Annotated in this window: 25 protein-coding genes and 1 pseudogene; 13 read left to right on the top strand and 13 right to left on the bottom strand. The window is 69.4% G+C overall.

Annotated elements, in window-relative coordinates; all coding sequences use genetic code 11:
• Positions 1-82 precede the first annotated feature (82 nt).
• The 3 genes from ACIOHC_RS42010 to ACIOHC_RS42000 form a co-directional block, all read right to left on the bottom strand.
• Complete coding sequence (locus tag ACIOHC_RS42010; protein ID WP_401846713.1) at positions 83-2161, bottom strand: PQQ-binding-like beta-propeller repeat protein; 2079 nt, start codon at positions 2159-2161, stop codon at positions 83-85.
• A 142-nt stretch (positions 2162-2303) separates the two neighbouring features.
• Positions 2304-2846 (bottom strand): hypothetical protein, encoded by a 543-nt coding sequence (locus ACIOHC_RS42005; RefSeq protein ID WP_351086378.1) that lies wholly within the window; start codon positions 2844-2846, stop codon positions 2304-2306.
• A gap of 52 nt (positions 2847-2898) precedes the next feature.
• A complete protein-coding gene (locus tag ACIOHC_RS42000) occupies positions 2899-3441 on the bottom strand; it encodes a DinB family protein (protein ID WP_351086376.1) in 543 nt (180 codons plus the stop codon).
• Between the two features lie 186 nt (positions 3442-3627).
• Between ACIOHC_RS42000 and ACIOHC_RS41995 the strand changes: the two are divergent.
• The 3 genes and pseudogenes from ACIOHC_RS41995 (at position 3628) to ACIOHC_RS41985 (ending at position 6064) form a co-directional block, all read left to right on the top strand.
• Positions 3628-4604, top strand: a pseudogene (locus ACIOHC_RS41995) (transposase family protein).
• Between the two features lie 267 nt (positions 4605-4871).
• Positions 4872-5219, top strand: a complete 348-nt coding sequence (locus ACIOHC_RS41990; protein ID WP_401846711.1) for a helix-turn-helix domain-containing protein — start codon at positions 4872-4874, stop codon at positions 5217-5219.
• Positions 5210-6064, top strand: coding sequence for a transcriptional regulator (locus tag ACIOHC_RS41985; RefSeq protein WP_351086372.1), 855 nt, complete (start codon positions 5210-5212; stop codon positions 6062-6064). The genes ACIOHC_RS41990 and ACIOHC_RS41985 overlap by 10 nt, the downstream gene beginning before the upstream one ends.
• On the opposite strand, the gene ACIOHC_RS41980 is transcribed toward ACIOHC_RS41985, so the two are convergent.
• Positions 6030-6452 (bottom strand): MerR family DNA-binding transcriptional regulator, encoded by a 423-nt coding sequence (locus ACIOHC_RS41980; protein ID WP_401846709.1) that lies wholly within the window; start codon positions 6450-6452, stop codon positions 6030-6032. The genes ACIOHC_RS41985 and ACIOHC_RS41980 overlap by 35 nt on opposite strands.
• Positions 6453-6540: 88 nt before the next feature.
• On the opposite strand from ACIOHC_RS41980, the gene ACIOHC_RS41975 reads away from it, so the two are divergent.
• Positions 6541-7155, top strand: coding sequence for a putative immunity protein (locus ACIOHC_RS41975; RefSeq protein WP_351086368.1), 615 nt, complete (start codon positions 6541-6543; stop codon positions 7153-7155).
• Positions 7152-7667: a putative immunity protein gene (locus ACIOHC_RS41970; protein WP_351086366.1), complete on the top strand. Its 516-nt coding sequence runs from the start codon at positions 7152-7154 to the stop codon at positions 7665-7667. Before ACIOHC_RS41975 ends, ACIOHC_RS41970 begins: the two co-directional genes overlap by 4 nt.
• A 44-nt stretch (positions 7668-7711) precedes the next feature.
• Here ACIOHC_RS41970 and ACIOHC_RS41965 read toward each other — a convergent pair whose 3' ends face one another.
• A complete protein-coding gene (locus tag ACIOHC_RS41965; protein ID WP_365693499.1) occupies positions 7712-7846 on the bottom strand; it encodes a hypothetical protein in 135 nt (44 codons plus the stop codon).
• Between the two features lie 8 nt (positions 7847-7854).
• Between ACIOHC_RS41965 and ACIOHC_RS41960 the strand changes: the two genes are divergently transcribed.
• A complete protein-coding gene (locus tag ACIOHC_RS41960; RefSeq protein WP_401846707.1) occupies positions 7855-8154 on the top strand; it encodes a hypothetical protein in 300 nt (99 codons plus the stop codon).
• A gap of 542 nt (positions 8155-8696) precedes the next feature.
• Here the strand turns inward: ACIOHC_RS41960 and ACIOHC_RS41955 are convergent.
• The gene (locus ACIOHC_RS41955) at positions 8697-9080 is read right to left on the bottom strand and encodes a relaxase domain-containing protein (RefSeq protein WP_351086364.1); all 384 of its coding nucleotides are present in this window, start codon (positions 9078-9080) and stop codon (positions 8697-8699) included.
• Positions 9081-9092: 12 nt separating this feature from the next.
• The gene (locus ACIOHC_RS41950) at positions 9093-10055 is read right to left on the bottom strand and encodes an aminoglycoside phosphotransferase family protein (protein ID WP_351086362.1); all 963 of its coding nucleotides are present in this window, start codon (positions 10053-10055) and stop codon (positions 9093-9095) included.
• A 315-nt stretch (positions 10056-10370) separates the two neighbouring features.
• Here ACIOHC_RS41950 and ACIOHC_RS41945 point away from each other — a divergent pair, with 315 nt between their 5' ends.
• The 3 genes from ACIOHC_RS41945 (at position 10371) to ACIOHC_RS41935 (ending at position 14156) form a co-directional block, all read left to right on the top strand.
• Positions 10371-10856 (top strand): hypothetical protein, encoded by a 486-nt coding sequence (locus ACIOHC_RS41945; RefSeq protein WP_351086360.1) that lies wholly within the window; start codon positions 10371-10373, stop codon positions 10854-10856.
• On the top strand, positions 10820-11320 hold the full coding sequence (locus ACIOHC_RS41940) for a site-specific integrase (RefSeq protein ID WP_401846703.1): 501 nt from the start codon (positions 10820-10822) through the stop codon (positions 11318-11320). The genes ACIOHC_RS41945 and ACIOHC_RS41940 overlap by 37 nt, the downstream gene beginning before the upstream one ends.
• Positions 11321-13298: 1978 nt before the next feature.
• Positions 13299-14156: a methyltransferase domain-containing protein gene (locus ACIOHC_RS41935; RefSeq protein WP_351086319.1), complete on the top strand. Its 858-nt coding sequence runs from the start codon at positions 13299-13301 to the stop codon at positions 14154-14156.
• A gap of 218 nt (positions 14157-14374) precedes the next feature.
• Here ACIOHC_RS41935 and ACIOHC_RS41930 read toward each other — a convergent pair whose 3' ends face one another.
• Entirely contained in the window at positions 14375-14974 is a 600-nt protein-coding gene (locus ACIOHC_RS41930) for a GntR family transcriptional regulator (RefSeq protein ID WP_351086320.1), read from the bottom strand.
• A gap of 646 nt (positions 14975-15620) precedes the next feature.
• Here ACIOHC_RS41930 and ACIOHC_RS41925 point away from each other — a divergent pair.
• A complete protein-coding gene (locus ACIOHC_RS41925; protein ID WP_351086322.1) occupies positions 15621-15974 on the top strand; it encodes a hypothetical protein in 354 nt (117 codons plus the stop codon).
• Positions 15975-16126: 152 nt separating this feature from the next.
• Here the strand turns inward: ACIOHC_RS41925 and ACIOHC_RS41920 are convergent, their stop codons facing one another.
• The 4 genes from ACIOHC_RS41920 to ACIOHC_RS41905 form a co-directional block, all read right to left on the bottom strand.
• Complete coding sequence (locus ACIOHC_RS41920; RefSeq protein WP_351086324.1) at positions 16127-17077, bottom strand: SDR family NAD(P)-dependent oxidoreductase; 951 nt, start codon at positions 17075-17077, stop codon at positions 16127-16129.
• Positions 17078-17347: 270 nt separating this feature from the next.
• Positions 17348-17623 carry a hypothetical protein gene (locus ACIOHC_RS41915; protein WP_351086352.1) on the bottom strand — a complete coding sequence of 92 codons (276 nt, stop codon included), beginning with the start codon at positions 17621-17623 and terminating at the stop codon, positions 17348-17350.
• A complete protein-coding gene (locus tag ACIOHC_RS41910) occupies positions 17566-17832 on the bottom strand; it encodes a maleylpyruvate isomerase N-terminal domain-containing protein (protein WP_401846717.1) in 267 nt (88 codons plus the stop codon). The genes ACIOHC_RS41915 and ACIOHC_RS41910 overlap by 58 nt, the downstream gene beginning before the upstream one ends.
• Positions 17833-17989: 157 nt before the next feature.
• Positions 17990-18922: a MerR family transcriptional regulator gene (locus ACIOHC_RS41905; RefSeq protein WP_365693505.1), complete on the bottom strand. Its 933-nt coding sequence runs from the start codon at positions 18920-18922 to the stop codon at positions 17990-17992.
• A 565-nt stretch (positions 18923-19487) separates the two neighbouring features.
• Between ACIOHC_RS41905 and ACIOHC_RS41900 the strand changes: the two genes are divergently transcribed.
• Together ACIOHC_RS41900 and ACIOHC_RS41895 are read left to right on the top strand one after the other, a co-directional pair.
• Complete coding sequence (locus ACIOHC_RS41900; RefSeq protein ID WP_365693507.1) at positions 19488-20027, top strand: GNAT family N-acetyltransferase; 540 nt, start codon at positions 19488-19490, stop codon at positions 20025-20027.
• Between the two features lie 692 nt (positions 20028-20719).
• Entirely contained in the window at positions 20720-21475 is a 756-nt protein-coding gene (locus ACIOHC_RS41895) for an SDR family oxidoreductase (protein ID WP_365693509.1), read from the top strand.
• Between the two features lie 310 nt (positions 21476-21785).
• Here ACIOHC_RS41895 and ACIOHC_RS41890 read toward each other — a convergent pair whose 3' ends face one another.
• Complete coding sequence (locus tag ACIOHC_RS41890; RefSeq protein ID WP_351086334.1) at positions 21786-22010, bottom strand: hypothetical protein; 225 nt, start codon at positions 22008-22010, stop codon at positions 21786-21788.
• A gap of 231 nt (positions 22011-22241) precedes the next feature.
• Between ACIOHC_RS41890 and ACIOHC_RS41885 the strand changes: the two genes are divergently transcribed.
• Positions 22242-22754 carry a methylated-DNA--[protein]-cysteine S-methyltransferase gene (locus ACIOHC_RS41885; protein WP_365693511.1) on the top strand — a complete coding sequence of 171 codons (513 nt, stop codon included), beginning with the start codon at positions 22242-22244 and terminating at the stop codon, positions 22752-22754.
• Positions 22755-22799: the final 45 nt, after the last annotated feature.

The following is a 22799-nucleotide window of genomic DNA, read 5'->3' as shown; positions in this document are numbered from 1 at the left end:
GGCCGCGCGCCGCAGGTGCCCCCCGGGTTTTTACCACCTTGCGACTCTTTTGTTCCCCGTGCCCCCTCCCCCCCGGGGGCCGCTAACCGCCCCCCACGGGCGGGTGGGAGGCGATGAACACGTGGTCGCCGCCCACCGTCCACGTGAAACCCACGTCCGGCTGCCCGGGGTCCCTGTATTTCCACCGGGCCCTGCCGGTGCCCGCGTCGATGACCCACAGCGTCTTGGCGCTGTCGGTGGCGAAGACGGTGTCGGCCGAACACTGCGCGCTCTTGCCGCCCAGCCTGAGGGAGGCGTTGAACAGGTTGGAACCGCCCATGTCGTTGGCGCCGTCGAGCGTCGCGACCCACTGGAGCGTGCCGTCGGCCACGGCCAGGGCGGCCAGGTCGCTGCCGACGGGTACGTAGACGGTCGCGCCGTCCAGGCTGGAGAACGGGGCGCCGATGCGGGCCTGGTCCCCGTTCTTCGCCTCGAAGCGTTGATGCCACTTCTCGCTGCCCGTGGCCGCGTCGACGGCGAACAGCGTGTCGCCGTTGCCGCCGGCGAACAGGAACGGCCCGGCTGCGTAACACGTCAGCGGCCAGCCGGTGGTGAAGTAGTACGAGGTGTACGGGATGGATACCTTCCAGCCGCGGGCACCCCTCCTGCCGGCGTCGATCATCTGGACGCGGCCGGGTTTCCTGGCCGGAACGGCCGAGGTGGCCAGCAGGTGGGAACCGGTGGGCGGCACGAGCACGTTGTTGACGTCCGTGCCCTTGACCTGCCACAGTCCCTTGCCGGTCGCGGCATTGAACGCACGGATGTAGCCGGTGGTCGGAGACTCGGCCGAGAACTTCCCGTCTGTCTGACGCACCTGTCCGCATACATAGACCATGTCCCCCGCGACTGCCACATAGTTGCTCGGGAACATCGACACAAACGTGGGGCCGCCGGGATCGTAGGCGGCAAGGTTGGTCGCCCACTTCGCCTTCCCACCGGCGGCGTCGAACGCCGCCAGTACGCCTGACTGACTCGGTGTGTCGCAGAGCAGGTAGAACACTCCGTCCGCGTACGCCGTCAGGTACTTGAAGCTGCTCGTGCGGAACTCGTTGGTCGCGTTCAGTGGGTGGAACACGGATTTTCCGGTCGCGGCGTCCAGGAACGACGTGGCCTTGGCCGTGACCACCATGACCACCTTGTCGGATGCTTCCAGGCAGGTGGGGGCGTGCTTTCCGGCTTCCGACCATGCCTTGACGGCGTCGGGTCCGGCCAGAACGGTCGGTTCCGGTCCGTCCGTCGAGGACGGCGACGCGGAGGGTGCGGACGTGGATCGCCCGCCTGACGGAGAGGCCGGCCGCGCGGTGGGCCCGGGCCCACCGGCCCGGCCGTCGGGTGCCGGTGACGAGTCGCCGGAGAAGGCGAGTGCCGCCGCGGCTCCGCCGAGTACGGCCACGCCCCCGGCCAGAGCGGTGATCAGCTTGCGGCGGCTGGCACCCGGGCCGGAAGCGATCTCCGGCGGCGGAGGAAGCGGGCCCCGGTCGCCGCCCCCGGCGGACTCCGATCCCACCGCCACGGTCGCGGCGGCTATGTCGGCGGTCACCGCCGGGGGCAGCCAACTGCCTTCTAGCGCAGGCAGGTTCTGATGCCTCAGGTAGTCGACGAGTTGCTCCGCGGTGGGACGGTCCGGCGGTTCCGGGTACAGGCAGCCGCCGATCACCTCGCGCAGCGACACGGGGAGGGCGCCCGTGTCAGGCTCGCCTCCGGAAGCCGCGAACAGGACGGTCGACCCGAGGTCGAACATGTCGCCCGTCGGCGAGAGTGCCGGACTCCCGGTGGCTCCCACCATCCCCACGGCTGTGATGCGGGGCCCGTCCATGGTCAGCAGCACCGAGTCCGGGCTCACCTCGCCGTGGACCGTCCCGGCCGCGTGGAGTGCGGCCAGCGCCCGGGCGAGGCCGTCGGCGAGCACCCGCAGAGCCGGTTCGGACAGCGGGCCGTGCCGGTCCACCGCCTGCCGGAGCGGCAGTCCGGCGGTGAACTGGGTCGCCAGCCAAGGAACCGGCGCGTTGGCGTCGGCATTCACCACCGGTACGAGGAAGACACCGGACAGCGTCCGTGCCGCCTCGACGGCGGCTCGGAACCGGTCCCGGAACCCCGGGTCCGCGGCGAGTTCGGGCCCCACGACCGTGACCGTGACGAGTAGCCCCTCATCCGTGCGTGCCTCGAAGACTTCGCTCCCGCCGACCGTGCTCTGTCTTCCGAGCAGCGCATACGGCCCGATCCGATGAGCACCGTCTGCTCCGGGATGATCCATCGTCCGCCCCTCACGCCAGCCTGATCGTCTGATCACGGGCCGCCTGGTAGGCGCTGCCGCCGCCGGACACATGGGCCGTCATGGTCATTGATGGCTCCGGATCGGCGGCTGGCGCCGTGCCGTGCCCGGGTTCGATAGCGGGGTCGGTATCGGTATCGGACAGGAGAGCGGTCACCGCGTCGCCCAAGTGCTCCAGCCCGTCCGGCAGATGGGTCTCGGGAACGCGGAGGAACTGCAGGCGCGCCAGCTCCGCGATCTCGGCCGGCAGCGCCGAGGCGTCGGGCAGCATCGTCGCGTCACCCAGAAGGACCGGGACGACGCGGTTTCCCGCCCGCAGAGCTGTCGCGATCTCCAGGCGGACCCAGTCGTGAGCCCGGTCCAGGAGCCGCACACCGTCCTCGCCCCGCACGTCGAGCCACCCTGGCCCGATCAGTACGCACATGAGCTCGCACTCGGCGGCCTGCCGCCGCAGGATCTCGGCGAAATCGGCCCCGGGCGGTATCGACTGGCCCGACTTGAAGATCTCGTTGGCACCTAACGACCTGGGGAGCAATTGGGCTCGACGTCGCGGCTGCCGTGCTGGACGACGTTCCTTCTGCTGAGCCCTATTGCTTCTTGGGTCGCGACTTCGAGGCCGCCCAGATCAGCTGCAGTTGCCCGATCTCAGCGACGTTCTTCATCAGCTCGGCGTTCAGCCAGGCGATCATGTGTCCGATGGTGTTGTCCGGAGGGGTCTGCCACGGCAGCGTGGAGGCTGCGTCCAGATCGGCGTCGGTGAGTTTGTCGAGGACCGCCAGCCACTGGGTACGCAGATCCTGTAGCCAGGCGACGGTCGCCGGTCCGTTGCCGGGCCAGGTGATGTCGGTACGCTCCCGGGGCGTACGTCCCTGTGCGTGATCGATGGCAGTGCTCCACCACCAGCCGATGTGCCAGCTCACCCAGCCGATGGTGGGAACGGGAACGGGGTCGGGCTCGGTGTTGGCCCAGTCCGGCAGCCAGTTCCCGGCGGCGTCCGGGCGCACTGTCCAGGTCAGGTCAGTGGGCTCCCACAGAAAGGCCTCGGGTGTGAGCCGCTCCAGGTGGTACTCGAACAGTGACCAGGTCATGTCGAACTGCCAGCGCAGTAACTCGCGGCGGGGATTCCTCATCGTTCGATCCTCGCATGGTGCCCTGGAGGGCAGCCGTCACGTCGCCTGGTGTGATGCATCAGGGTGTCACGGTGTAGCGCGCAGCAGGCCCATCCCGTCAGATGAATCCGCGCGAGCGTCGCGGGCGAATGCGAGCGGGTCAGATCAGGCCGTGACAGGGGAAGGGCCGTACGGGTTAGGTAAGTTGTGAAGCTGACCTGGGCCCGTACAGCCTGCTCCCATCCTGCCCTGTCCGGGGTCTCCCGCGCGCATTTCGGCGATTTGCTCCAAGAACTCGCGCCCAGGTGGACAGCGGCCCGCGAGTCCGCGTTGCATGAGCGGCGCGGGGGTGCCCGGCGCCGGGCGGCTGGGGCGGGCCGTAAGCAGAAGCTGGTCTTCCCCGACCGGCTGCTGGCCACCCTCGTCCACCTGCGGCTCGGGCTTTCGCATGCCGCCCTGGCCGAGCTGTTCGATGTCGATCGCTCCACCATCTCCACTGGATCCGCGAGGTCCGGCCGCTGCTCGCGGCCCGTGGCTTCGCCGTCCCCGACCGGCGCGGCCTGCGCCTGCGGACCTTGGAGGATGTCTTCGCCTACGCCGAAGCCGAAGGCGTCGACCTCCGCAGCGATGGCACGGAAGTCCAGGTCAGACGTCCCAAGGCCGGGCGCGCCGGACGTAAGGCGTTCGTCTCCGGCAAGAAGAAGCAGAACACCATCAAGACGACTACGTTCAGCGATCACCAAGGCCGTACCCTGTTCTCCGGCGTGACGCGGCCCGGCCGCGTGCACGACCAGACCGCCGTGCGCACCGAGGGCATCGCCGAGCAATTCCGCCTCCGCCCAAATGTGAAAGCCGAGGTGGACGAGGGCTACCGCGGCTTGGCCAACGAATTCCCACACCAGGTCAGCGCTCCGCCGAGGAAGCCGAAGGACGACGTGTGTGACGGCGAGAGGCGGGCCTGGCGCGAACAGCGACGCCGGCAGTCCTCGGCTCGGATCTGTGTGGAGCACACCAACGCCGAGTACAAGCAGTGGCGCCCGCTCCAGCGCTACACCGGACGGCGCGAGGACTACGACGAGACCCACCGCGCCATCGCCGGTCTGGTCTCCGACCGCTCAGCCCGCAGGGCAACCCGCCGCAGGACGAGTACCGAGCTGGTGCCCGTCCGCACGACGACCTGCTGATCACCCGACAGCCAAACCCCCAGGCCAGCACGTCCCGATCTCAATTGTCCCCGTGATCGTAAGCGGTCGGACAGCGCGCGGTAGACACGGTCTCGCATCCACCGGGAGTCCGGTTTGCGAAAGCTGAGGAAGATGCGCGGCACAATTGCCCCCTCTCTGGCAAGCCTTGACGTCAGGGATCGTGCTCACCCTAGGGGTGGAGTACACGCTCGGTGGCTATTCGCCGGGGATTGAATAGCGGCCGCAAGGCTCCGTACGCTGGCGGGTATGGATCCGGCGGACAGCGCGGCAGGGACGGTCTCGGCAGGGAGATCGACCAGCACGCGTCTGCCGCCGGGCGACATCGGCGTCGTCCTGGCCACACTCCGGGCACGTCGGGGGTGGAGCGTGCGCGAGTTCGCCCGGCGTGCGAACGTGTCCGAAGGGCAGATCTGCGATCTGGAGAGCGGGTTGCGCAACCCGACGCCCGCTGTGGCGGCGGCATGCGACGCGGCCTTCGGCACCGGCAGGGAACTCGTCCAGCTGGCCGGGCCCGGCCGCCGCGACGCCCGGGCCGAGGGCGTCGTCGAGGCCGGCCCCGTGGTCGCCGGATACGAGCGGGTCCTGTGGAGCTGAAGGACATCGGCAGATCCACCGGACCGAGGTTCGTCACCGCTTCGATGAAGTCGATCACGCGGATCCTGACGGACGCCGGTCCGCACGCCGTTGGCGAGCAGCGTGCCGAGATCTGGCTGCTGGCCTCGAGGTTCGCCGAGTACACGGGATGGATGGCACAAGAGGCGGGACATCCCGCGGAGGCGTTGCGCTGGACGAATCTCGCTGTCCGCTGGGGCGCACACGGCGGGGACGAAACGGTGGCCGCGTATGCCCTGGTCCGCAAGGCGTTCATCGCCCAGCACCGCGGTGACACCTATGCGGCGATCGGATTCGCTGACCAGGCGGCCGGGCACCCGGCGGCCAACCCGGTGATCCGCGCCCACGCCGCACGACGCGCGGCCCAGGGGCATGCGCGCCGTGGCGATGCGGGGGCCTGCCGGGAGGCACTGGAGCGGTTCAGAAGCCACGCCGCCGAGGTCATCGGCGACCGGACCCCTCACTGGGGCCCGCGCATCGAGAACGGCAACCCTCGGCTCATCGAGGCGTCCTGCATGTTCAGCCTCCGTCGCTTCGAGCTGGCCGCCGACCTTTTCGCCGCCGAGCGCCGGCGCCGGCCGGCCGTCCCGGCGGACAGCAACTCCCTGGCCCGCTTCGCGGTTCGGCAGGCGACAGCCCTGGCCGGTGGAGGCCGCCTCGACGACGCCTGTCAGATCGTCGAGGCCGCGCTGCCCGTGATCAAGCGCATCGACTCGGCCACCGTCCGCGCGGAGCTGGGCCGTTTCGTGGAACAGGCCCGAACCCGGAGAGCCAGCCCGGGCCAACTCGCCCTCATCGACACATCGGCCGCCCTCGCGATCGGCTGACAGTCGCGATCGGCAGTTCACCGATGCTGTACGGCGCCCGAGTGCTGGCCGCCGCATCCGAAGTGACGGCTCCGAGGTGTGAGAACGCGGCTTCGACGGTTCGTAGTGTGTTGCGGTCGCGAGCCAGGAGTGAGTGCACGTCGTCGACGTACTCCAGTGCTTCATCGAGCTGGCCGCCGGTGACGGCCTGCATGATGCGTCGGCTCGTCGAGTAGCCGAAGGCAGGGACGAGCGCCAGGTAGGCCGCGAGGCCGGCGGCATGCGTGGCGGTGTAGTCCCGGTACCCCGTCGGGCTGCGGTGGGCCGGCGGGATGATGCTGGCGTCTTCGTAGTTGCGGACCGCCTGTGTGGAAAGGCCATGGCGACGGGCCAGGTCCACGAGCCGCATGTGACGTCCGATTGAGGGTTCCGACGCAGGTGAGCGGAGGATTCGTCGCAAAGTCTCCATCGTGCGTTCAAGGATACGATTCAGAGGCATGACACAGAGCACGCACACCGTGTCCGGAGACTTCGATCTGACGATGGACGAGCTGCGCGTCGTGGCGCGTTACGTGGTTCGGCACGCAGAGGACGTCCTGTCGGTCTTTGAGCAGGCTGTTCCCGGTGATCCGCGCCCCCGCGCGGCGATCGACGCCGCCTGGGCCTTCATCAACGGTGCCAACAGGACGAAATTGCAGCGCGTCACTTCCCTGGACGCTCACCGAGCCGCCCGCTCCGCGCCCTCCGAAGCCGCGCGACTGGCCGCGCGATCCGCCGGTGACGCCGCCTCGGCCGCATACTTGCACCCCATCGCCCAGGCCGGTCAGGTCGGCCACATCCTGCGGGCCTGCGCGAGCGCTGCGCACATCGGGGAGGTGGAGGCGGGCGGTGATATCGCGATCGGGGATGCCCTACTGGAACGGTCGCGGCAGCGTGCGACACCGTTGCTCATCGATGTGCTGCGCCGCTACCCGCCCGTGACAATTGGCAGCAGTCGTGTCGCCCGGCTGATGAGCACTCTGGATCATTCCCTGCGTCGGGCGGCTGACCGGCCGCCAGGGCACACCGCGGCGAGCGGCGCCGAGGCGCGCAGGAGGGAGTGCACGTCATGATCCTCCCGAAGGTCCGCGACCCTCGCTTCGTGACGATCCGCCGTGGTGGGACTCTTACTGATGCGGATCACCGTCTCCTCGCTCTATGGGCTGCCGCCTGTGCAGAGCACGTCCTTGGCCTCTTCGAGTCGGCCCAGCCTGCGGACCCGCGACCGCGCCAGGCGATCGAGCATGCCCGGGCCTGGGTGCGCGGCGAGGTCAAGATGATGCAGGCTCGCGCGGCGGGCGGCCATGCGATGGGGGCAGCCAGAGACCTGCGTGGGGCAGCACGGCATGCCGCGTACGCCGCCGGCCAGGCCGGGGCCGTCGCCCACGTCGCCGCACACGAGCTCGGCGCGGCCGCCTACGCGATCAAGGCCGCACGAGCAGCGGCACCGGAAGGCGAGAGTAAGACCGCAGGACGACTCGAGTGCCAGTGGCAGCGCAATCAGCTCCCGGATGCGATCCGCGAGCTCGTACTTGATGACCAGCGCCTGCGCAACGACATCTGCTGGTCGGTGTTCGACTGCTGAAACCGAACCCCGGGCAGGGCCCCTCATGGTTGGCCCTGCGGGGATCACCGGGCACCTCCGTCCAGCTGTGTGGGAACGCGGGAGGCGCTGAGCTGTTTGAGGTCGTGGATGTGGTTGTAGAGGGTGCCGACCGAGACGCCGAGCAGTGCCGCGATGGTTGGTGCGGCCGCTGAGTGCACCGCACCCGGTGCACTCAGCGGCCGGCTTCTCGCCCGTGGTGCGGGTCCGGCTGCTGGGGGCGATGCGCCCGCTGGTCGTCCTCGCGCACCGGGGCCGCGTCGGCGTCCTCCTGGTCGGCTTATGCGACCGGGGCTCGTCCTCCATCTCCGGGCGGCTGGGGTCGGTGTCCTGGCGCGCGAGCAGGAGCTCGGGCATCGCCGCTTGCTGGTGCGCGGCGACGTCGTACGTCCGGCCCCGAACGGCGGTGGGAGTGGCGGTGCGCAGCTTCTCCCGCACCACCGTGCTGGCGAGGACCGCGTGGTCGTAGCTCAGCGGGATGCGGGGCATCTCCCACTCCCCCGGCTCCTGCTCCGGGGGCCGGGCGGCGCGCCGGGGCCGGCGGGGGTTGCCGTTCTGGTTCGGGGACGGCGGTGGGTGGGTGCCGGGCGGGTGCGAGGTCGGACAGCGCCCACCGGGCGGTGTAGAGGCGGTGGTCCGACAGCAGGCCGCGTGTGGTCTTCGGCCCGCTGATGTCCAGGCAGTGTGTCGCAAGCGCGGCGCCCACGATTCTCTCGTCCAGGCCGGGGTCGCGGCGGCGGCCGTGCAGGACCAGAGCGAGGTGACGGCGAGCTTCGGCGAGCAGGTGCCGGCGGTGGAACCGGCCGCCGCCGTTCCTCACGAACACCACCGCAGCGACGTCCACGGTCGCCAGGGCGACGTCGACCACGACGGCAACCTGCGCCCGGATCGCGTCCGCTGCGGCGCGGGCGCCCCCTCGACGAGGAGCGACTCGATGATGTCGACGGTCACCTTGGAGGTGTCGATCGCGCTCTTCTTCCAGTCGGCACGCAGTCGCGCGAGCGATCGGACCTATTTCTTGGGAGGGCGCATCTTCGCCGCGATCCGGTTCAGCTTGGCGCGGGCCCGCTCGGAGACCACGGGCAGAAAGCGGGGCTCGCCGCCGTCGTCGACGACGGTGACGTACTCGTGCTCCAGGTCTGCCAGGCAGTCGGCAATCTGGTCGCTGCGCCGTGAGGTCCAGCGGATCAGGTGCGGCACCCCGGCGATCTCCATCACTGGGCTGCGCCCGGTGGTGACGGTGCGCGGTTCGGAGGCCAGCCCCAGCGCCTCGCACACCTCAGCCATCACGATCTCGTTGTAGAGCGCGGGTGCAGCGACGGTGTTCTCGAACAAGGCCTCCGAGTGGACCGATCCGCATTTCCCGTCCAGGCGCTGCCCCTTCACGGACAGCATCAGCCCCTTGGCTCAGCCCAGCGCGTCCATCAGGGCTGTGACGTAGGCGTCCAGCCGCTCCTCCACGGCTCGCGTCGTCAGCTCTGTCCTCCCAGCCTCCCGCCATGGCTGCGCCACCAACCGCACTTCTTCTGAGCATGCCAGCCCGTCCCGCACCTGCCAGTACAGCCGCTCGCTCGCGGCCGCGGCCAGCACCCCGCCGGCTTCCTCATACGCCTCGGCGAACCGCAGGCCCCACGCCGGGCCGTGCAGTAGCGCGAGATTGGTGGAGCAGTGTGCCACATCGAGATCCGCCGGGCCCCAGGAGGTCGCCGCCCAGTCGACGACGCCGGTGATCCGGGGACCTGCCGGGCTTGGGGACGGCACGTCGAACAGCACGTTGCCGGGTTGGAAGTCCCGGTGCAGGAATCGCCCTTCATAGGGCGGCACGGGCTTGCGGATCACGTCGATTGCTGCGGCCCACGCCGCCGCGTCGGCGCCCTTCGGAACCACGACGGTGTCGGCGGTCGTCAACGCCACATACGCTCGGGGCCGCTCGGCGGGTCGCAACGCGTGGATCGCCACGAGTTGACAGGCCAGCAGAGGAACACGCACCTCCAATCCCTCATCGTCGAGGACCGTCCGGCCCGCCAGATGTGTCATAAGGAGCGATGGATACTCGCAATGCGCGGCGGTCGGATCGAACGCGACCAGACCAGGAGCCGGCACGCCGGTCCCCGCGAGCAGGGTCAGGGCGCCGGCCTCCCTGTTCAGCCACTCCTCAGCGTGCCCCACGGAGAACGGGTCGACGAAACTCCGCAGCACCAGGTGACGAGTGCCTCCGTCCCGCGTGCCGATGGTCAGCCTCCGCATTTCGGCAGTGATGCCGCCCTGCAGCGCCTCGGTTCTGACGATCCGTTCGCCGACATCCAGGTGCCGGCTCACCCAAGCCAGTGTCAACGGTCGAACAGCTGCCGCCTCATCATGGTTGGTCACCGTGCCAGCTCATCATCCGGACGACGGCACGCGCAAAAGCATTTCGTTGGTGGCGATATCGGCTGCCTCCCCCTGAGCGCCGCGCGGCGCAGGGGACTGTCGAACCCTGCCAACTTCGACTACGCCGCATGGGAGCTCCACCAACCGCTGACCCGCGAGATGCTGGACGTGGTCCGACCGGTCCCGGCACCTGGTCCGGTGCCGGATGTGGACTGGGTCGACCACGTAGACGCGGATCCGATCCGGGCTCTGGAGTCGTTCGTTCTCGATTGGTTCCCTGCCGAGCAGCCGGAGCCTGGCCGAGGAAGGGAACGCGTGGGCGAACTGGGCAACCTCCCGGAGGCGTTGGTCGCCTTCCACCGCTTGGCCCGCCTCCGCCCGGCACTCCACAGATTCCATGACCCGGTGCTGGAGCAGCCCAAGCATGCTTCCGGACCGTTCGGCGACCGGCTGGGCTTCGCCGTGCAGGACGAGGCCGGCATGGACTGGTCCATCCCGTGGCCGCTGGAGGGACCAGGCGCAGCCGATCCCCGCGTGTGGTACACCGATGATCCCTGCGCTACGGAGCCGGAGACGTTCATCGAAGATGATCCTCTGAGCCGCTTCCTGTTGCAGTTCACCCTCTACGAAGCCACGATTGCCGCCCCCTACCAGGCATGGACCTACTGCCTGCCGACCGCGCGTCTGGACACGTTGTGGAGCATGCTGCGGCCCATACCCAACCGGGTCTGGGGGCCGTGGTGGTTCCCCGATGAGGTCGGCTGGTGGAGACCGGCGACCGGTACGAGCCCTACCGGCTGATCGATCCCGACGGCGTGACCATCGAGGCGGTCGCCGTCTGCTGTCAGGAATTGCCGGCGGTCGGGAAAGCGCCGTCAACGGTTCGCTCCTACGGGATGGATCTGTTGCGGTGGTGGCGGTTCCTGCAGGCTGTGGACGTCTCCTGGGACCGAGCGACCCGTCTGGAAGCCCGGGGCTTCAGCTGCTGGATCCAAAAAGGCCGTCAAACCCAGGAAGGCCAAGGCCCCGAGCACGCGATCGGTTCGGGGCGCCGACACCCCGAACCCGGTGACTGGGAAGCCGTCGACCGGGCCGGGGCACGCTTCGACGACCGTCGCGCACAGCGAGACGGTGCCGCGCCGGTTCTACGACGTGCACCGCGACGCGGGGGCCGGCCCGCTACTCAACCCGTTCCCGTTGGATCCTTCCCGCCGCTCCGGGCGGGCTCACGCGCACCACAACCCGATGGACGGCTGGAAGCCTGAGCGGGTGGGCCGCTACCGGCCGAGCCTTCCGCGACGAATCCCGCGCTCGATTCCGGAGGCATGGTTCAACAAGCTGTTCGCGGCGCTGCCCTCCAACCGCGACCGGGCCCTGGTCGCCTCTTGGATCTCCACCGCGGTGCGGGCCTCGGAACTGATCAGCATGCGCCTGCGCGACGTCGACCCCGGCCAGCAGTTGATCAGGTGGTACGCAAGGGCTCGCGGGCGACCCAGCAGATGCCGGCGTCGGCGGACGCATTCGTATGGCTGCGCCTCTACCAGCAGGAGGTACACGGCCAGGTCCCGCGAGGCCGCACCCAGCCGGTGTGGTGGACACGGCGAGACCCGATCCGACCCCCCTGACCTACCACGGCGCCCACCGGATGTTCGAGCGCGTCATGCCTCGATCGGCGCCGACTGGGCCCTCCACGACCTGCGGCACAGCGCGGCCGCCCGCATAGTGCGCGACCCGAAGCTGACGCTGTCCGACGTGCAGTGGGTGCTCGGACACGCCCATCTGTCCGCCACAGAGGTATATCTGACGCCGCACAAGGACGAGGTCGTCCCGGCGTGCTGGCGCACCACGCACGCCACGCATGCGAGAACATCCAGCCGGCTCCTCCGCCGCCGGCACCGGGCTACGACCCGGCGTCGCTGGACGTCCTGTTCGGGCGCTCGTCATGACGGCTGTCGTCAAGCACGCGACGCGCAAGCCGTTGGAGATCACGAACGCGACTGCGGAGCAGGCCCAGGCGCGGAACAGTCGATTGCGGGAGCAGTTTCCGGCCCGGACCGCGGAACGGTGGTGGCCTCAGGCCGGGCAGTCGTCTGAGGAGACGCTGCCACGCCTGACGGCGCCGCCGTTCCTTCCGGCGGCGAACGGCACCCGAGCCGGACGCCGCCGCGGGGTGACCAAGGTGCTGCACTGGCTGTCGAGCCAGCCCGGGGAATACCTGGCAGCAGCGCTGGATGCCCAGATGGCCACGGGGGCCGAGGACTTGTCCGGAGCCGCCTGGGTGGAGCTCCCACAGCGATGGCTGAGCGAGCGCGGGGCCTCATCGTCGCATGACCGGGACGACCTGGCCTCCGGGCTGCTCATGCTGATCTACGGAGACGCCATCCGTCCCGCTCTGCCGTGGATGCTCACCCGCACGCACCGGCATCTCGCCTCGGTGATGGCCGAGGTCCGAGACCCTGACGGATTCGCGCGTCTGCACCAGTTGGCCGCCGCCGGGCCAGCGGGCTCGCGCAAGGACGCCCGGATCACCCCTGCCGTTGCTCAACACCCCACGCCAAGCCGGGCAGCAGCGGTCACAGGAGGGTGCCGTGCAGGGCGCGCTGGGACAGGCCGTAGTCGATCGCGGCGGCCGGGCCGGTGCCTCGCGTGCGAGACGTCTCGGGGCCGGTGGCGACCGCTTCGTGGGTCGCGGCCAGGGCGCGGGCGACGTCCGGGAGCCGCTACGCCTGCGCGCGGCTGATGCCGTAATCCGCCTGGCAGTACGACTCCCACGAGGCGTACCCCGGAGGAAGCCACACCCGGGCGGCGTGCGCGTCGCGGACCCGGGCGGCGAGCACCGCCGCGGAACGCCGGACGTCACCCCTCCATCGCCTCGCGCAGCCCGGCCGTCATCTCCCCGGCGCGGGCTGCGGTGAGCGGCGGCCCGCGCCGGGTCGGCGACGTCGTCCTGGTCCTGGTCGTGCTCGCCCATGGCTCTATCGTCCTCCGCGCCGACGGGTCGGGCCAGTGACCTCTGACGCGAGATCTTGATCGCTCGCCGAGTGATCTCGACGGCCAACGAAGTGTGCCTGCCGTATGTAGGCGATTCAGTGCATGGATCCATCCGTGCTTCCGTGCGCCCCACTGTGTGGCCTCACTGCGCGCCCGTCCTGGGGAAGTGGTGGAGGGCAGCGGGCCGATCGGCCGGGTCGGCCCGGCGGCGCCGGCCCACCTGGTGGGCCGCCTGGAAGCGAGGAGTTGGACATGAGCAATCCATCGGCCCGGGAGGTCGGAGAATGGTACGACCGCTTCGGAGGCCTGTACGGCCTGACCATGGGCGACAGCATGCACCTGGGCATGTGGACCGACGGCGTGCGGACGCAGACGGGGGAGCTGACGGCCGACGAAATGTGGGAGGAACTCACCCGGGCCCAGGACTCCTGGACCGGCACCCTCATCGACGTGGTCGGGCTGCTGCCGGGACAGCGGATGCTGGACGTCGGCTGCGGCACAGGCCGGCCCACTGTGCGAATCGGCACCGAGTCGGGCGCGAGCGTGCTCGGCGTGACGGTCAGCGCCGCGCAGGTCCGGGCCGGCCGCGACCGCGCCTCGAAGGCGGGACTGTCCGACCGCGTCACCTTCGAACAGGCGGACGCCATGGCCCTGCCCCAGGATTCCGAGACCTTCGACGCCGCGTGGGCCATCGAGTCCTTCGCTCACTTCTCCGACCGCCCCGCCGCGATCCGCGAGGTTCGACGGGTGCTGCGGCCCGGGGGCCGCTTCGTCCTCGCGGATTGCTACGAAGCCGTGCCCTTCACACCCGAGGAAGTCCAGCTCTTCCAGGCCGCGTTCGCCCTCTCCCGCCTCCCCGCCGGACCCGAGGACTACTCCCGCATGCTCGGCGAGGCCGGCTTCGCCATCCAAGGCACTCGCGACATGTCCCGGGATTTCAAGCCCACCTACGAGCTGATCCCGCGGCTTTTCGCCGCAAGGCGCGCCCAGATCGCGGAGCTGGTGGGCACCGACGCGATGGCGCAGCTCGACACCGTCTACCCGCACATCCTCGCCCTGTGCCGGGACAAGATGGGATACACCATGGTCAACGCCGTGAAGTCCCCCTGACGGCGGCCAGTCCCGCCCCGAATCCCGGGTTCCCGCCGCCGCCAGGCCAAAACCACCCGGCACAGCGCCCCATCGCCGGCTGCCACCTCGGGCCGGCCGGGCCGTCGCCTGCAGGGAAGAGCAGTTCAGCGTGGAACGGGCCGGTCAAACTAGCCTGGCAAACGGTCAAGATTGCTTGTCAGAGGACAGCCAGAGCGCGCGGAAGCACGGGCGCGAGCTCATCCCACACCCTCACAGCGTGACACCGGGTCCGTGACACCTGCCCGAGCCGGGAGCGGCAACGTCTCCTCGGAGTCGCAGCCGGTGGGCGGCTCCTGCTCGATCTCACGGGCCGTCCTCATCAGTTCCAGGGCCTCGCGGCGCAGGTCGCTGGCGCGCTCGCGCAACTGCCGGACGCGCCGGCGCTGCTGCGCGGGACTGTAGGCGTTGACGTACTGCCCGCGTGGCCCTGTCAGCAGCGCTTCGGCCATCAGCTGCCGCACGGCGGCTGCGGCCACCTTGGTGCCGATCCCGAACACCTGGGTGATCCGGTCGCGGGTCATGAACCGTTCGCCGGGCCCGTTGGTGCGGTGGATCGCGGTCCGCATCAGCCGGTAGGCGCGCTCGGTCGGGGTCGTGGTGCCGACGCTGTAGAGCCGGTAGCCGTCGTGGAGGGTCACCAACCCGTCGGCGGCAAGCTGCTCCAAGGCGGAGCGGACCACGAGCACGGACAGCCGGAGGTCTCCCGCGATCTCGGTCAGGGCGGGCAGGTGGGTGCCCGGCTCAGTGCACGAGAGCCGCACCCAGCGGCGCACCGCCTGCACGTCGTCATCGCTCACCGTCACGCTGTCCGCGTCATGCCTGACCCCCTGCTCTCTGGTGACGCGGTGCGGGAACCAGCCTGGTGGGCCGCACGGCGTGGGCGCCACGAACTTGCCACGACTTGCCAGAGCCCGGCCCGCACCGCCCGGATATGGGTTGGGCGGCCAGCGGCGACGTCGCCCGTGGCCCGGTAGGACGGCCGGGGGTCTTCTCACCCGCCGCGAACCGCCCGCCGTCCTCCAGCCGCACCTGGTCACGAAACGCCCCCGCTCAGCAGTCGGGCCCCCACCCTCCGCATACCCCATCCCACCGGCATACCGCAGGAATCACCAACAGTCGCCACACTGACCGGTATGTGAGGGGCACTCGTTTGAGGCTGCGGCGAGCGGACTTCGTGGACAGTCGCTGCGAGCTAAAACTCACCCGGAAAAGTCCCAACCCTTCTATCCGGCGCCATCCAGGGCCTGATCACGAATACGTACTTGTCGTCGGCCGAGTACGACGTGCTCGCCTCGCTCCCGGCCGCGCTGTTGTCCAAGACGCGTCTCAGCGTGCCTCCCTTGGGTGTTGGTCTTGGTCTCTTCGACGGCAGTCTTCAGGGCCTGGTACTCGCGAAAGCTGCGTTCACCACTGACCAGGTCATTCGTGCCACCTGTCGAATGCGTGGCAGAGGTCACCGACGACGCCCGCTTCACAGGAGGGCGCCTCGTCCAAGCCTCTCGCCAACTCGCACAGCGGGCCCTGCCGCGCCGCTTCCACCTGGGCGTGGTCCGCGCGCACCTGGAGCAGACCGAGCGGCACGGTCGCTGCCGCAGGCAGCCGTACGCCCGCGAGCTGGAGCACACGCACGGTGTCCACCGGTTCCAGCTGGAGTGCAGCGGCTGGCATGCGACCGGCAACTGGACGAAGGACGTCACGGCGTCCGAGGTGGCCGTGCTCGTGCGGGCCTTCATCGACGAGACGCTCGCCCCGCAGGGAGGCCGTCCTTCTCCCGGCACGGCCACGGGCGCAGGGTAACCACCGCGCGACGGTGTCGTTGAGCACGACATCGCGTGCATGAACATCCGATCCTCTCCGTGGATACGCGAGCGAGCCCCGGATGTGTCGGCGTGCCCGAGGGCCACAGTTGGCCAACCTGAGCACGCCTGTTGGTCAGCGCGCGCCTGGGGCTATCCGGGGATGGTGCCGATGTCGACGCCGGTCAGGTCGCAGCTGGCGTCCCACAACCGGGCCGCTACGGAGGTGTCGGTGAGGTGGTTCCATGCCCGTTGACGTTGGGGCTTGCCGCGCAGGCTGAAGACGCGCGGTCCCCACAGCTGCCCTCCGCGCGCGGTGGGGTCCAGCACCGCTCGGACCGCGGGCCATGCGCCGGCGTGCTTGCCCTGGACGAGGAGGGCGGCTGGAGCACCGCAGAGCCGCGCACCAGCGGTCCGCGCATGGACTGGCGGCCGTGACGGGGTCAGGGAGTCCAGCGCGCCGCCGGGATGGACCACCACGCTTGCCACCGTGCTTTCGGCGGCGCGCAGGCGGCGGTCGAGTTCGAGGCCGAAGTACATCTGCGCCAGCTTGGAGCGTCCGTAGGTGCGCTTGGGCCGGTAGTCCTTCCGGGACTGCAGGTCGTCGAGGTCGAGCCGCTCGGACTTCGCCGCGAAGCTGCCCATGGTCACGATGCGGGCCGCCGATGCGGCCGACAGCAGCGGCATCAGCCAGTGGGTCAGCGCGAAGTGCCCGAGGTGGTTCGTGCCGAACATGAACTCGTGACCGTCCCCGGTCTCCCGGCGCGGCAGGGCGTCGAGCGCGACGCCGGCGTTGTGGACCACCGCGTCGAGGTATTCCACATCCAGTGATTCCACCGCTGTTCTGAGCGTCGATAGGTCTGCGAGGTCCAGCTGTACGGCCCGCACCCGCGCGCCAGGGACACGGGAGCGGATCGAGGCCGCGGCGACTTCGGCCTTCGCGGGATTCCGGCTGCCCAGTACGACAGTGGCTCCGGTTGCGGACAACTGCTCCGCAACGAAGTACCCGATGCCGGCGTTGCCGCCGGTGACCAGGAAGACGCTGCCATCGGCACGCGGCAGTCGTTGAACATCCCAGGGCGAGGTGGAGGACGTGGACGACATGGCGGCGGGGCTCCCTTGCTGTTGAAGGCGGCTGCGGCTGCCCGCAGGACAGCTCGACGCCCACGGTTGCAGCTGCCCCCGACACATCGCCTACGGATCACCGACAGCCTCACCGGACGGGTGTCCTGACTTGTCGATGCCGGGGCCACCCGCAATTCAGGTTGTGTGGCAGGCTCGCCTCCAGGGCGCCCCGCGATGTAGCGGCGCTCCCTGGACTGCGTTCCCTGCCCCGGAACTCGGGCGATGCTCGCGCGCCGGGGCTGCGGTCTGTCAGGAGATGGTGCGGCCAAGGTAGGCGGCCAGACGGTCGAGAGCGCTCGCAGCTTCGGGAACCGACTGTGGCCGAGCGAAGGATCCGGCGGTGGTTCGGGGCAGGTCACCGTAGATCTCCCGTACGACCGGAAGGGCCGACTCGGCAAGATCCGGGACGAAGTCGTGGGGACGTCCGATGGCTCGGGCCAGGTCCCAGCCGTGGACCAGCATCTCGATCACCAGCTGCTCGACCGGCCGAATCCCCGGCGCCGGCCCGTACCTCTGCTTGAGCATGCCCGGCCGAAGGCGGTCAGCGCGCCCCGCGAGGCGGTACGGAACACCTCGACGTGGTCGTCGCCGAGGTGATCGGCGGTGAAGTCGGAGCAAGGGGCGCCATCGGCCAGTCCGGCCCACAGCAAGTTCTCCCAGACCAGATGGCTGAGCAAGGTACGTACGTCCCAGTCGGCACATGGCGTCGGTCGGCCGAACTGGCCCGGGGCCACGGCAGAGATGAGGCCGCTGACGGCATTCAGGACTTTTTCGCAGGCGTTGAGCACGCCCGCCGGTTCCCTCCCATGCGTCGTCCCCGGTGTCGTACATCTCGCCGAGATTCGCGGCACGCGCACCGGGCGAGGGGGTGGATCGCAGCGCCGTCTTCAGTCATTGACCGGCGACCGCCATGCTCGACCGCCTAAGCCAGCTGTTGATGACGCACAGGAGCTGCCAGTACCGCTCGACGTGTGTGTCGGAGGCGACTTCGAGCTGTTCCAGAAGAAGGTTCCGGGCCTGCGCGTCATCAACGAGCACCTTGCCCGTCGTAGATGCCTGTGTGGGAATCCAGGCTGTGACGATAGCGGCGACGGCAGGGTCGGCCGCCGGCGAGTCCGGAGCGATCCCCTCCTTCGTTGTGGTTTCCACCCGCCGCGGCCAGTCGTCGGTCGCGTGCTGTGCCTCCTGCAGCACGCCTTCGTCGTGCTCGCCTGGGTTGTGCTCGGCGGCATACCGGGCCATGCGGCGCATGCCAGCGCGCAGAGCGGGGTCCCTTACAAGTTCGCCCAGTTCGAGCCACGCGTCAACCTGCTCGTCGGTGGGGTCGGCAGGAAGCTCCGGGGTCGCCGCCAGCAGGCCCTGGCGGTAGGTCGGAACGTCCAGCTCCCCAAGGGCTTCCGTCACGAAGTCGTGGATGGTGGTGCGGCGTTCGGCGGCGGACATGCACGCCAGGTCGGTCATGATGGTGAGTCCCTCGGTGGTGGTGTCTCGGCGGGTGACGGAGCGCAGAACGGCCTGCTGCGATCGCAGCGTGGGGATCTGCGCCTCCAGCGCATCGACGTGGGTCGCGGCCACCTCCGCCAAGGTGTGTTCGCGCTCCAGTACGTCCCGGATCGTCGCCAGGCGCAGGCCGAGATTCCGCAGTGTGCGTGCCAGTTGCAGACGGACCAGAGCTTCGGTGCCGTAGACCCGGTAGCCGGCGGAAGTTCGCCGAGCCGGGTTCACTACCCCGATGTCGGACCAGTGCCGGATGAGTTTCACTGTCAGCCCGGTCTTCCGCGCGACCTCTCCAATGCTCCAGAATGTGTCGTCGCCGACGTGCATGCGTACCGCCCTTGGGTCTCCCACGGTGGGAGAGTCAACCAGCCGGACCCCCGGCCTCCGTCGCGGCTCTGAATCGTACTTTCGTGGCACCGGGTGGCCGATCCGCCAGCTGAAGCACAAAACCGGCACCTTCCTGCGCAGCAAGCGCGAGCAGGCCCGGCACTTTCAGCGCCCACGCTCGCACCGGGCGTGCCCCTGCCCGACGCCCCGCCTGCACTCTGCGTACGCGCACCACGGAAGCTGAGCCAGAACCCGAGAGCCGACAGCACCTGGACATGCGATTGGGCGCTGGGACGCATTCCGTGATGTCGGCGCTGGAGGTAAGCCAGCCAGGGGGGGCCGGCTCAGGGAATCGGCATGTCAGGGCCTGAAGCCACGGTCGCGGCAAAGACCGATCCATCAGCTCCACAGAAGTTGAGCCAGAACCCGAGAATGGGAGGCGTCTCGTCCCCGGCAGGCGTCGCTTGTAGGGACCGGCCCTGTTGGCGAGGGTGGGGCCCGGGCCGATGGGTTGATCGGTCCGCGAGCCTTGATCGCTGCCGAGCCTGCTGATTAGCTGGCCGGTATGACCGAGCTCGGACCCGTCGCATGGCCACCTGCCCCGATCAGGACCGAGAGGCTCGTGCTCCGTGAGCCTGAGGCCCGGGACCGTGCGGCGTTCATCGAGTTGCTCTCCTCGCCAGAGGTGCACACCTACCTCGGCGGCCCCCGTCCGCGTGACGAGCTTGAGCGCGAGACGCCTGAGGTGCCCGAGCGGTGGCCCGGGAGCTTCGTCGTTGATCTCGACGGATCGATGATCGGCCAGATCCTGCTCAGAAGAGCAACGGGGCACAGTCGCCCGGCTGCTGCGGGGAAGGCCGATCTCGGCTACCTGTTCCTGCCGCGGGCGTGGGGATTCGGGTACGCCGCCGAGGCGTGCGCGGCGGCACTCGGCTGGCTCGCCGACGTGCTTCCCGGTGAGCCGGTGGTGCTCACCACCCAGACCGCCAACGTCGGCTCGATGCGTCTCGCGGCGAAGCTGGGGTTCGCCGAGGTAGAGCGGTTCGAGGCGTGGGGTGCCGAGCAGTGGCTCGGCATGTGGTCCCCGGTCACGCCGTCCGATTGAACTCGTGCTCGACAGTGTGGATCCGGTGGTGGGGTCAGACGACGACAAGCTTGGGTGCAGCGTCCGCACGTCCGTGAGTGAGCACCTGGGCGAGGACTTCTCGGAACAGGATGATGTCTTCCCTCGGTGCTTCGATGACGGCCTCAATCTCGCTGTCGTTCAACCGCAGGTCGGGCCTCGACCCCGGATCTTGAACACGTCTATGCGGCTCGGGTCAGGGTAGTTGATGTTGAGTGGAAGGTGTTCTCGTAAGCGATCGGGGATCGCTGGCCGAGCCGGGAATGCCGGCGTCGGGTGCTGTAGCGGGACAGTCATCGTAAGGCGTCGAGTCGGGCCTCACGCTCGCTCGACCAGCCCTTTCGCCCCTTCAACGTCTCCCTTTGAAGGTCGCGTTGAACGATTCCGCGGCGGCTTTGTCCGCGCTGCTGCCCACTGCGCTCATGCTCTGGCGGACGCCGGCGAGGCGGCAGGCGTCGGCGAAGGCCCGGCTCGTGTACCGCCCGGGCTCAAGTGGTCGTCGCAACACCAAGTTCCTCCGGTGTCCAAAATCTGGGGTAAGGGCCCCGGATCCATGGCCGCCTCGCCCCCCGTTGTTGAAGATTGAACGCTACGTCTGAATACCGCCAGAACCGCAGGGAGTTCCGGTCGACGATTGAGTCGTGTCCAAGACCGGAACAAGGAGTTCTACGGAGATGACGATGAACGGTGCGACGACGCTCGACGGCAAGGTGGCGCTGGTGACCGGCGGCAGCCGAGGGATCGGGGCAGCGGTCGCGCTGCGGCTGGCCGAGGACGGCGCAGACGTGGCGCTGACCTACCAGGGCTCGGCCGAGTTGGCCGAAGAGGTGGTCGCCAAGATCACCGCGATAGGGCGGACCGGTTGGGCCGTCCGCGCGGACAGCGCCGACCCGGGGGCGGTGCGCGGCGCGGTGGCGGCGGTCGCCGAGCGGTTCGGGCGGCTGGACATCCTGGTGAACAACGCGGGCGTCGGCGCCGTCGGGCCGATCGAGGCGGTGGCACTCGACCAGATCGACCGGGTCCTTGCGGTGAACGTTCGCGCGCCCTACCTCTACGCCCAGGCGGCGGTGGAGCACCTGGCCGGGGGCGGACGGATCGTGAGCATCGGCAGCTGCATCGCCCAGCGCGTGGCCTTCGGCGGAAGCGCGCTCTACGCCACCAGCAAGGCCGCGATGAGCGGCTTCACCAAGGGCATGGCCCGGGAGCTCGGCCCGCGCGGGGTCACCGTCAACCTGGTCCACCCGGGCCCGATCGACACCGACATGAACCCGGGCGACGGCGATTCCGCCGACTTCCAGCGCGGCTTCACCGCGCTCGGCCGCTACGGCACGGCGGCGGAGGTCGCGGACGCCGTTTCGTACCTGGTCGGTGAGAGCGCCCGGTACGTCACGGGCGCGGAGCTGGCGGTGGACGGTGGCTTTGCGGTCTGAGTTTGCGCGGTCCGACGCCACAAGCGCCGCAACGGCGCCAGGCAACCGTGATCCTCGCCTCACTTCTCATGTGGGCGTGGCCCTTTGACGACAGTCCCTAGTCTTCTGAGCAGGGATTCTGTTCAGATGTGTAACAGGGGTGTGGGGTGGCGCTTGCTGGGCGGCCGAAGGCTGAGTCGATCTTGTCGGACGGGGAACGGGCTGCACTGGAGGGATGGGTGCGGCGCCGTTCCACCCCGCAGGCGTGGGCTCCGCGGTGCCGGATCACTCCGGCCTGCGCGAGTGGGGTGTCGAACAAGGATGTGGCCGCTCAGCTCGGTTCGACACCGCGCGGTGGGCCGGTGGCGGGCGCGATTCGTCGAGCACCGGATCGCGGGCCTGGGTGACATGCGGGGACCAGCATGCGCCATGCGTTGAGGGTGTAGCGGACCAGGATGCGGGTGGAGGAGTTCTCGCGCATCTCCGGGCCGCCGATGGCGCGGGCGGTGGTGGACTGCGCGACCAGGAGCACGTGCAGGCGGACCTGGCGGCCCATGAAACAGGATCTCGGCGAGCGCGTCGACGGCCGGGGATTCCTTGGGGCCGTCGCCACCCGATACGACGAACGCGGCTGCGCCTGCCTCGGAACCGCAACCGCGGCGGCCCTCATCATCTGGCTACGCACATGATCGACCGGACAAGTCCCGGCTAGCACGGCAATCGGCAACGACACATCTCACGTTCTGCGGGCGGCGCACGTCTACCAGCCAGGAGAAGGGAAACGCAGATGAGTACTCGACACATCGTGATCGAGACCCACCTTGGACCGATCACGCTCGTTGCTAAGGGCCAGACAATTGCTGGCCTGTACTTCAGACACCACGTCCGTCGGCCCTCGCAGGAGGCCTTCGGCCCCGAGGTGGCCGACTCGACGGACCCGCTGCTGAACGAAGCGGCCCGCCAGCTGCGCGACTACCTGGCGGGGCGACGTAGGCAGTTCGATCTCCCGCTCGCCGCCGAGGGCGACTCGTTCCAGCAGGCCGTCTGGGACATCGTGAAGAGCATCCAGTGCGGTGACACGACCACCTACGGCCGTATCGCCGAGCAGGTCAGAGACCGCAGCCTCGCGCAACAGGTCGGACAGGCCGTGGGCGCGAACCCGCTGTGCATCTTCGTGCCGTGCCACCGCGTCGTCGGCTCCAATGGTTCCCTCACCGGCTACGCCGGCGGGCTGAAGCGCAAGCAGGCACTGCTGGAGCTTGAGGAGCCGTCCGCGGTCAGCGCCGGACGGTTGTTCTGACCGGAAGACTCACGTTTGTCACCGCAAGTACGTCTTCAATGGGAT

It is taken from the genome of Streptomyces sp. NPDC088252 (assembly GCF_044740965.1).
Classification (GTDB): Bacteria; Actinomycetota; Actinomycetes; order Streptomycetales; family Streptomycetaceae; genus Streptomyces.
The sequence above is the reverse complement of the archived record's forward strand: the minus strand, read 5'-3'. Positions and strand labels throughout refer to the sequence as shown.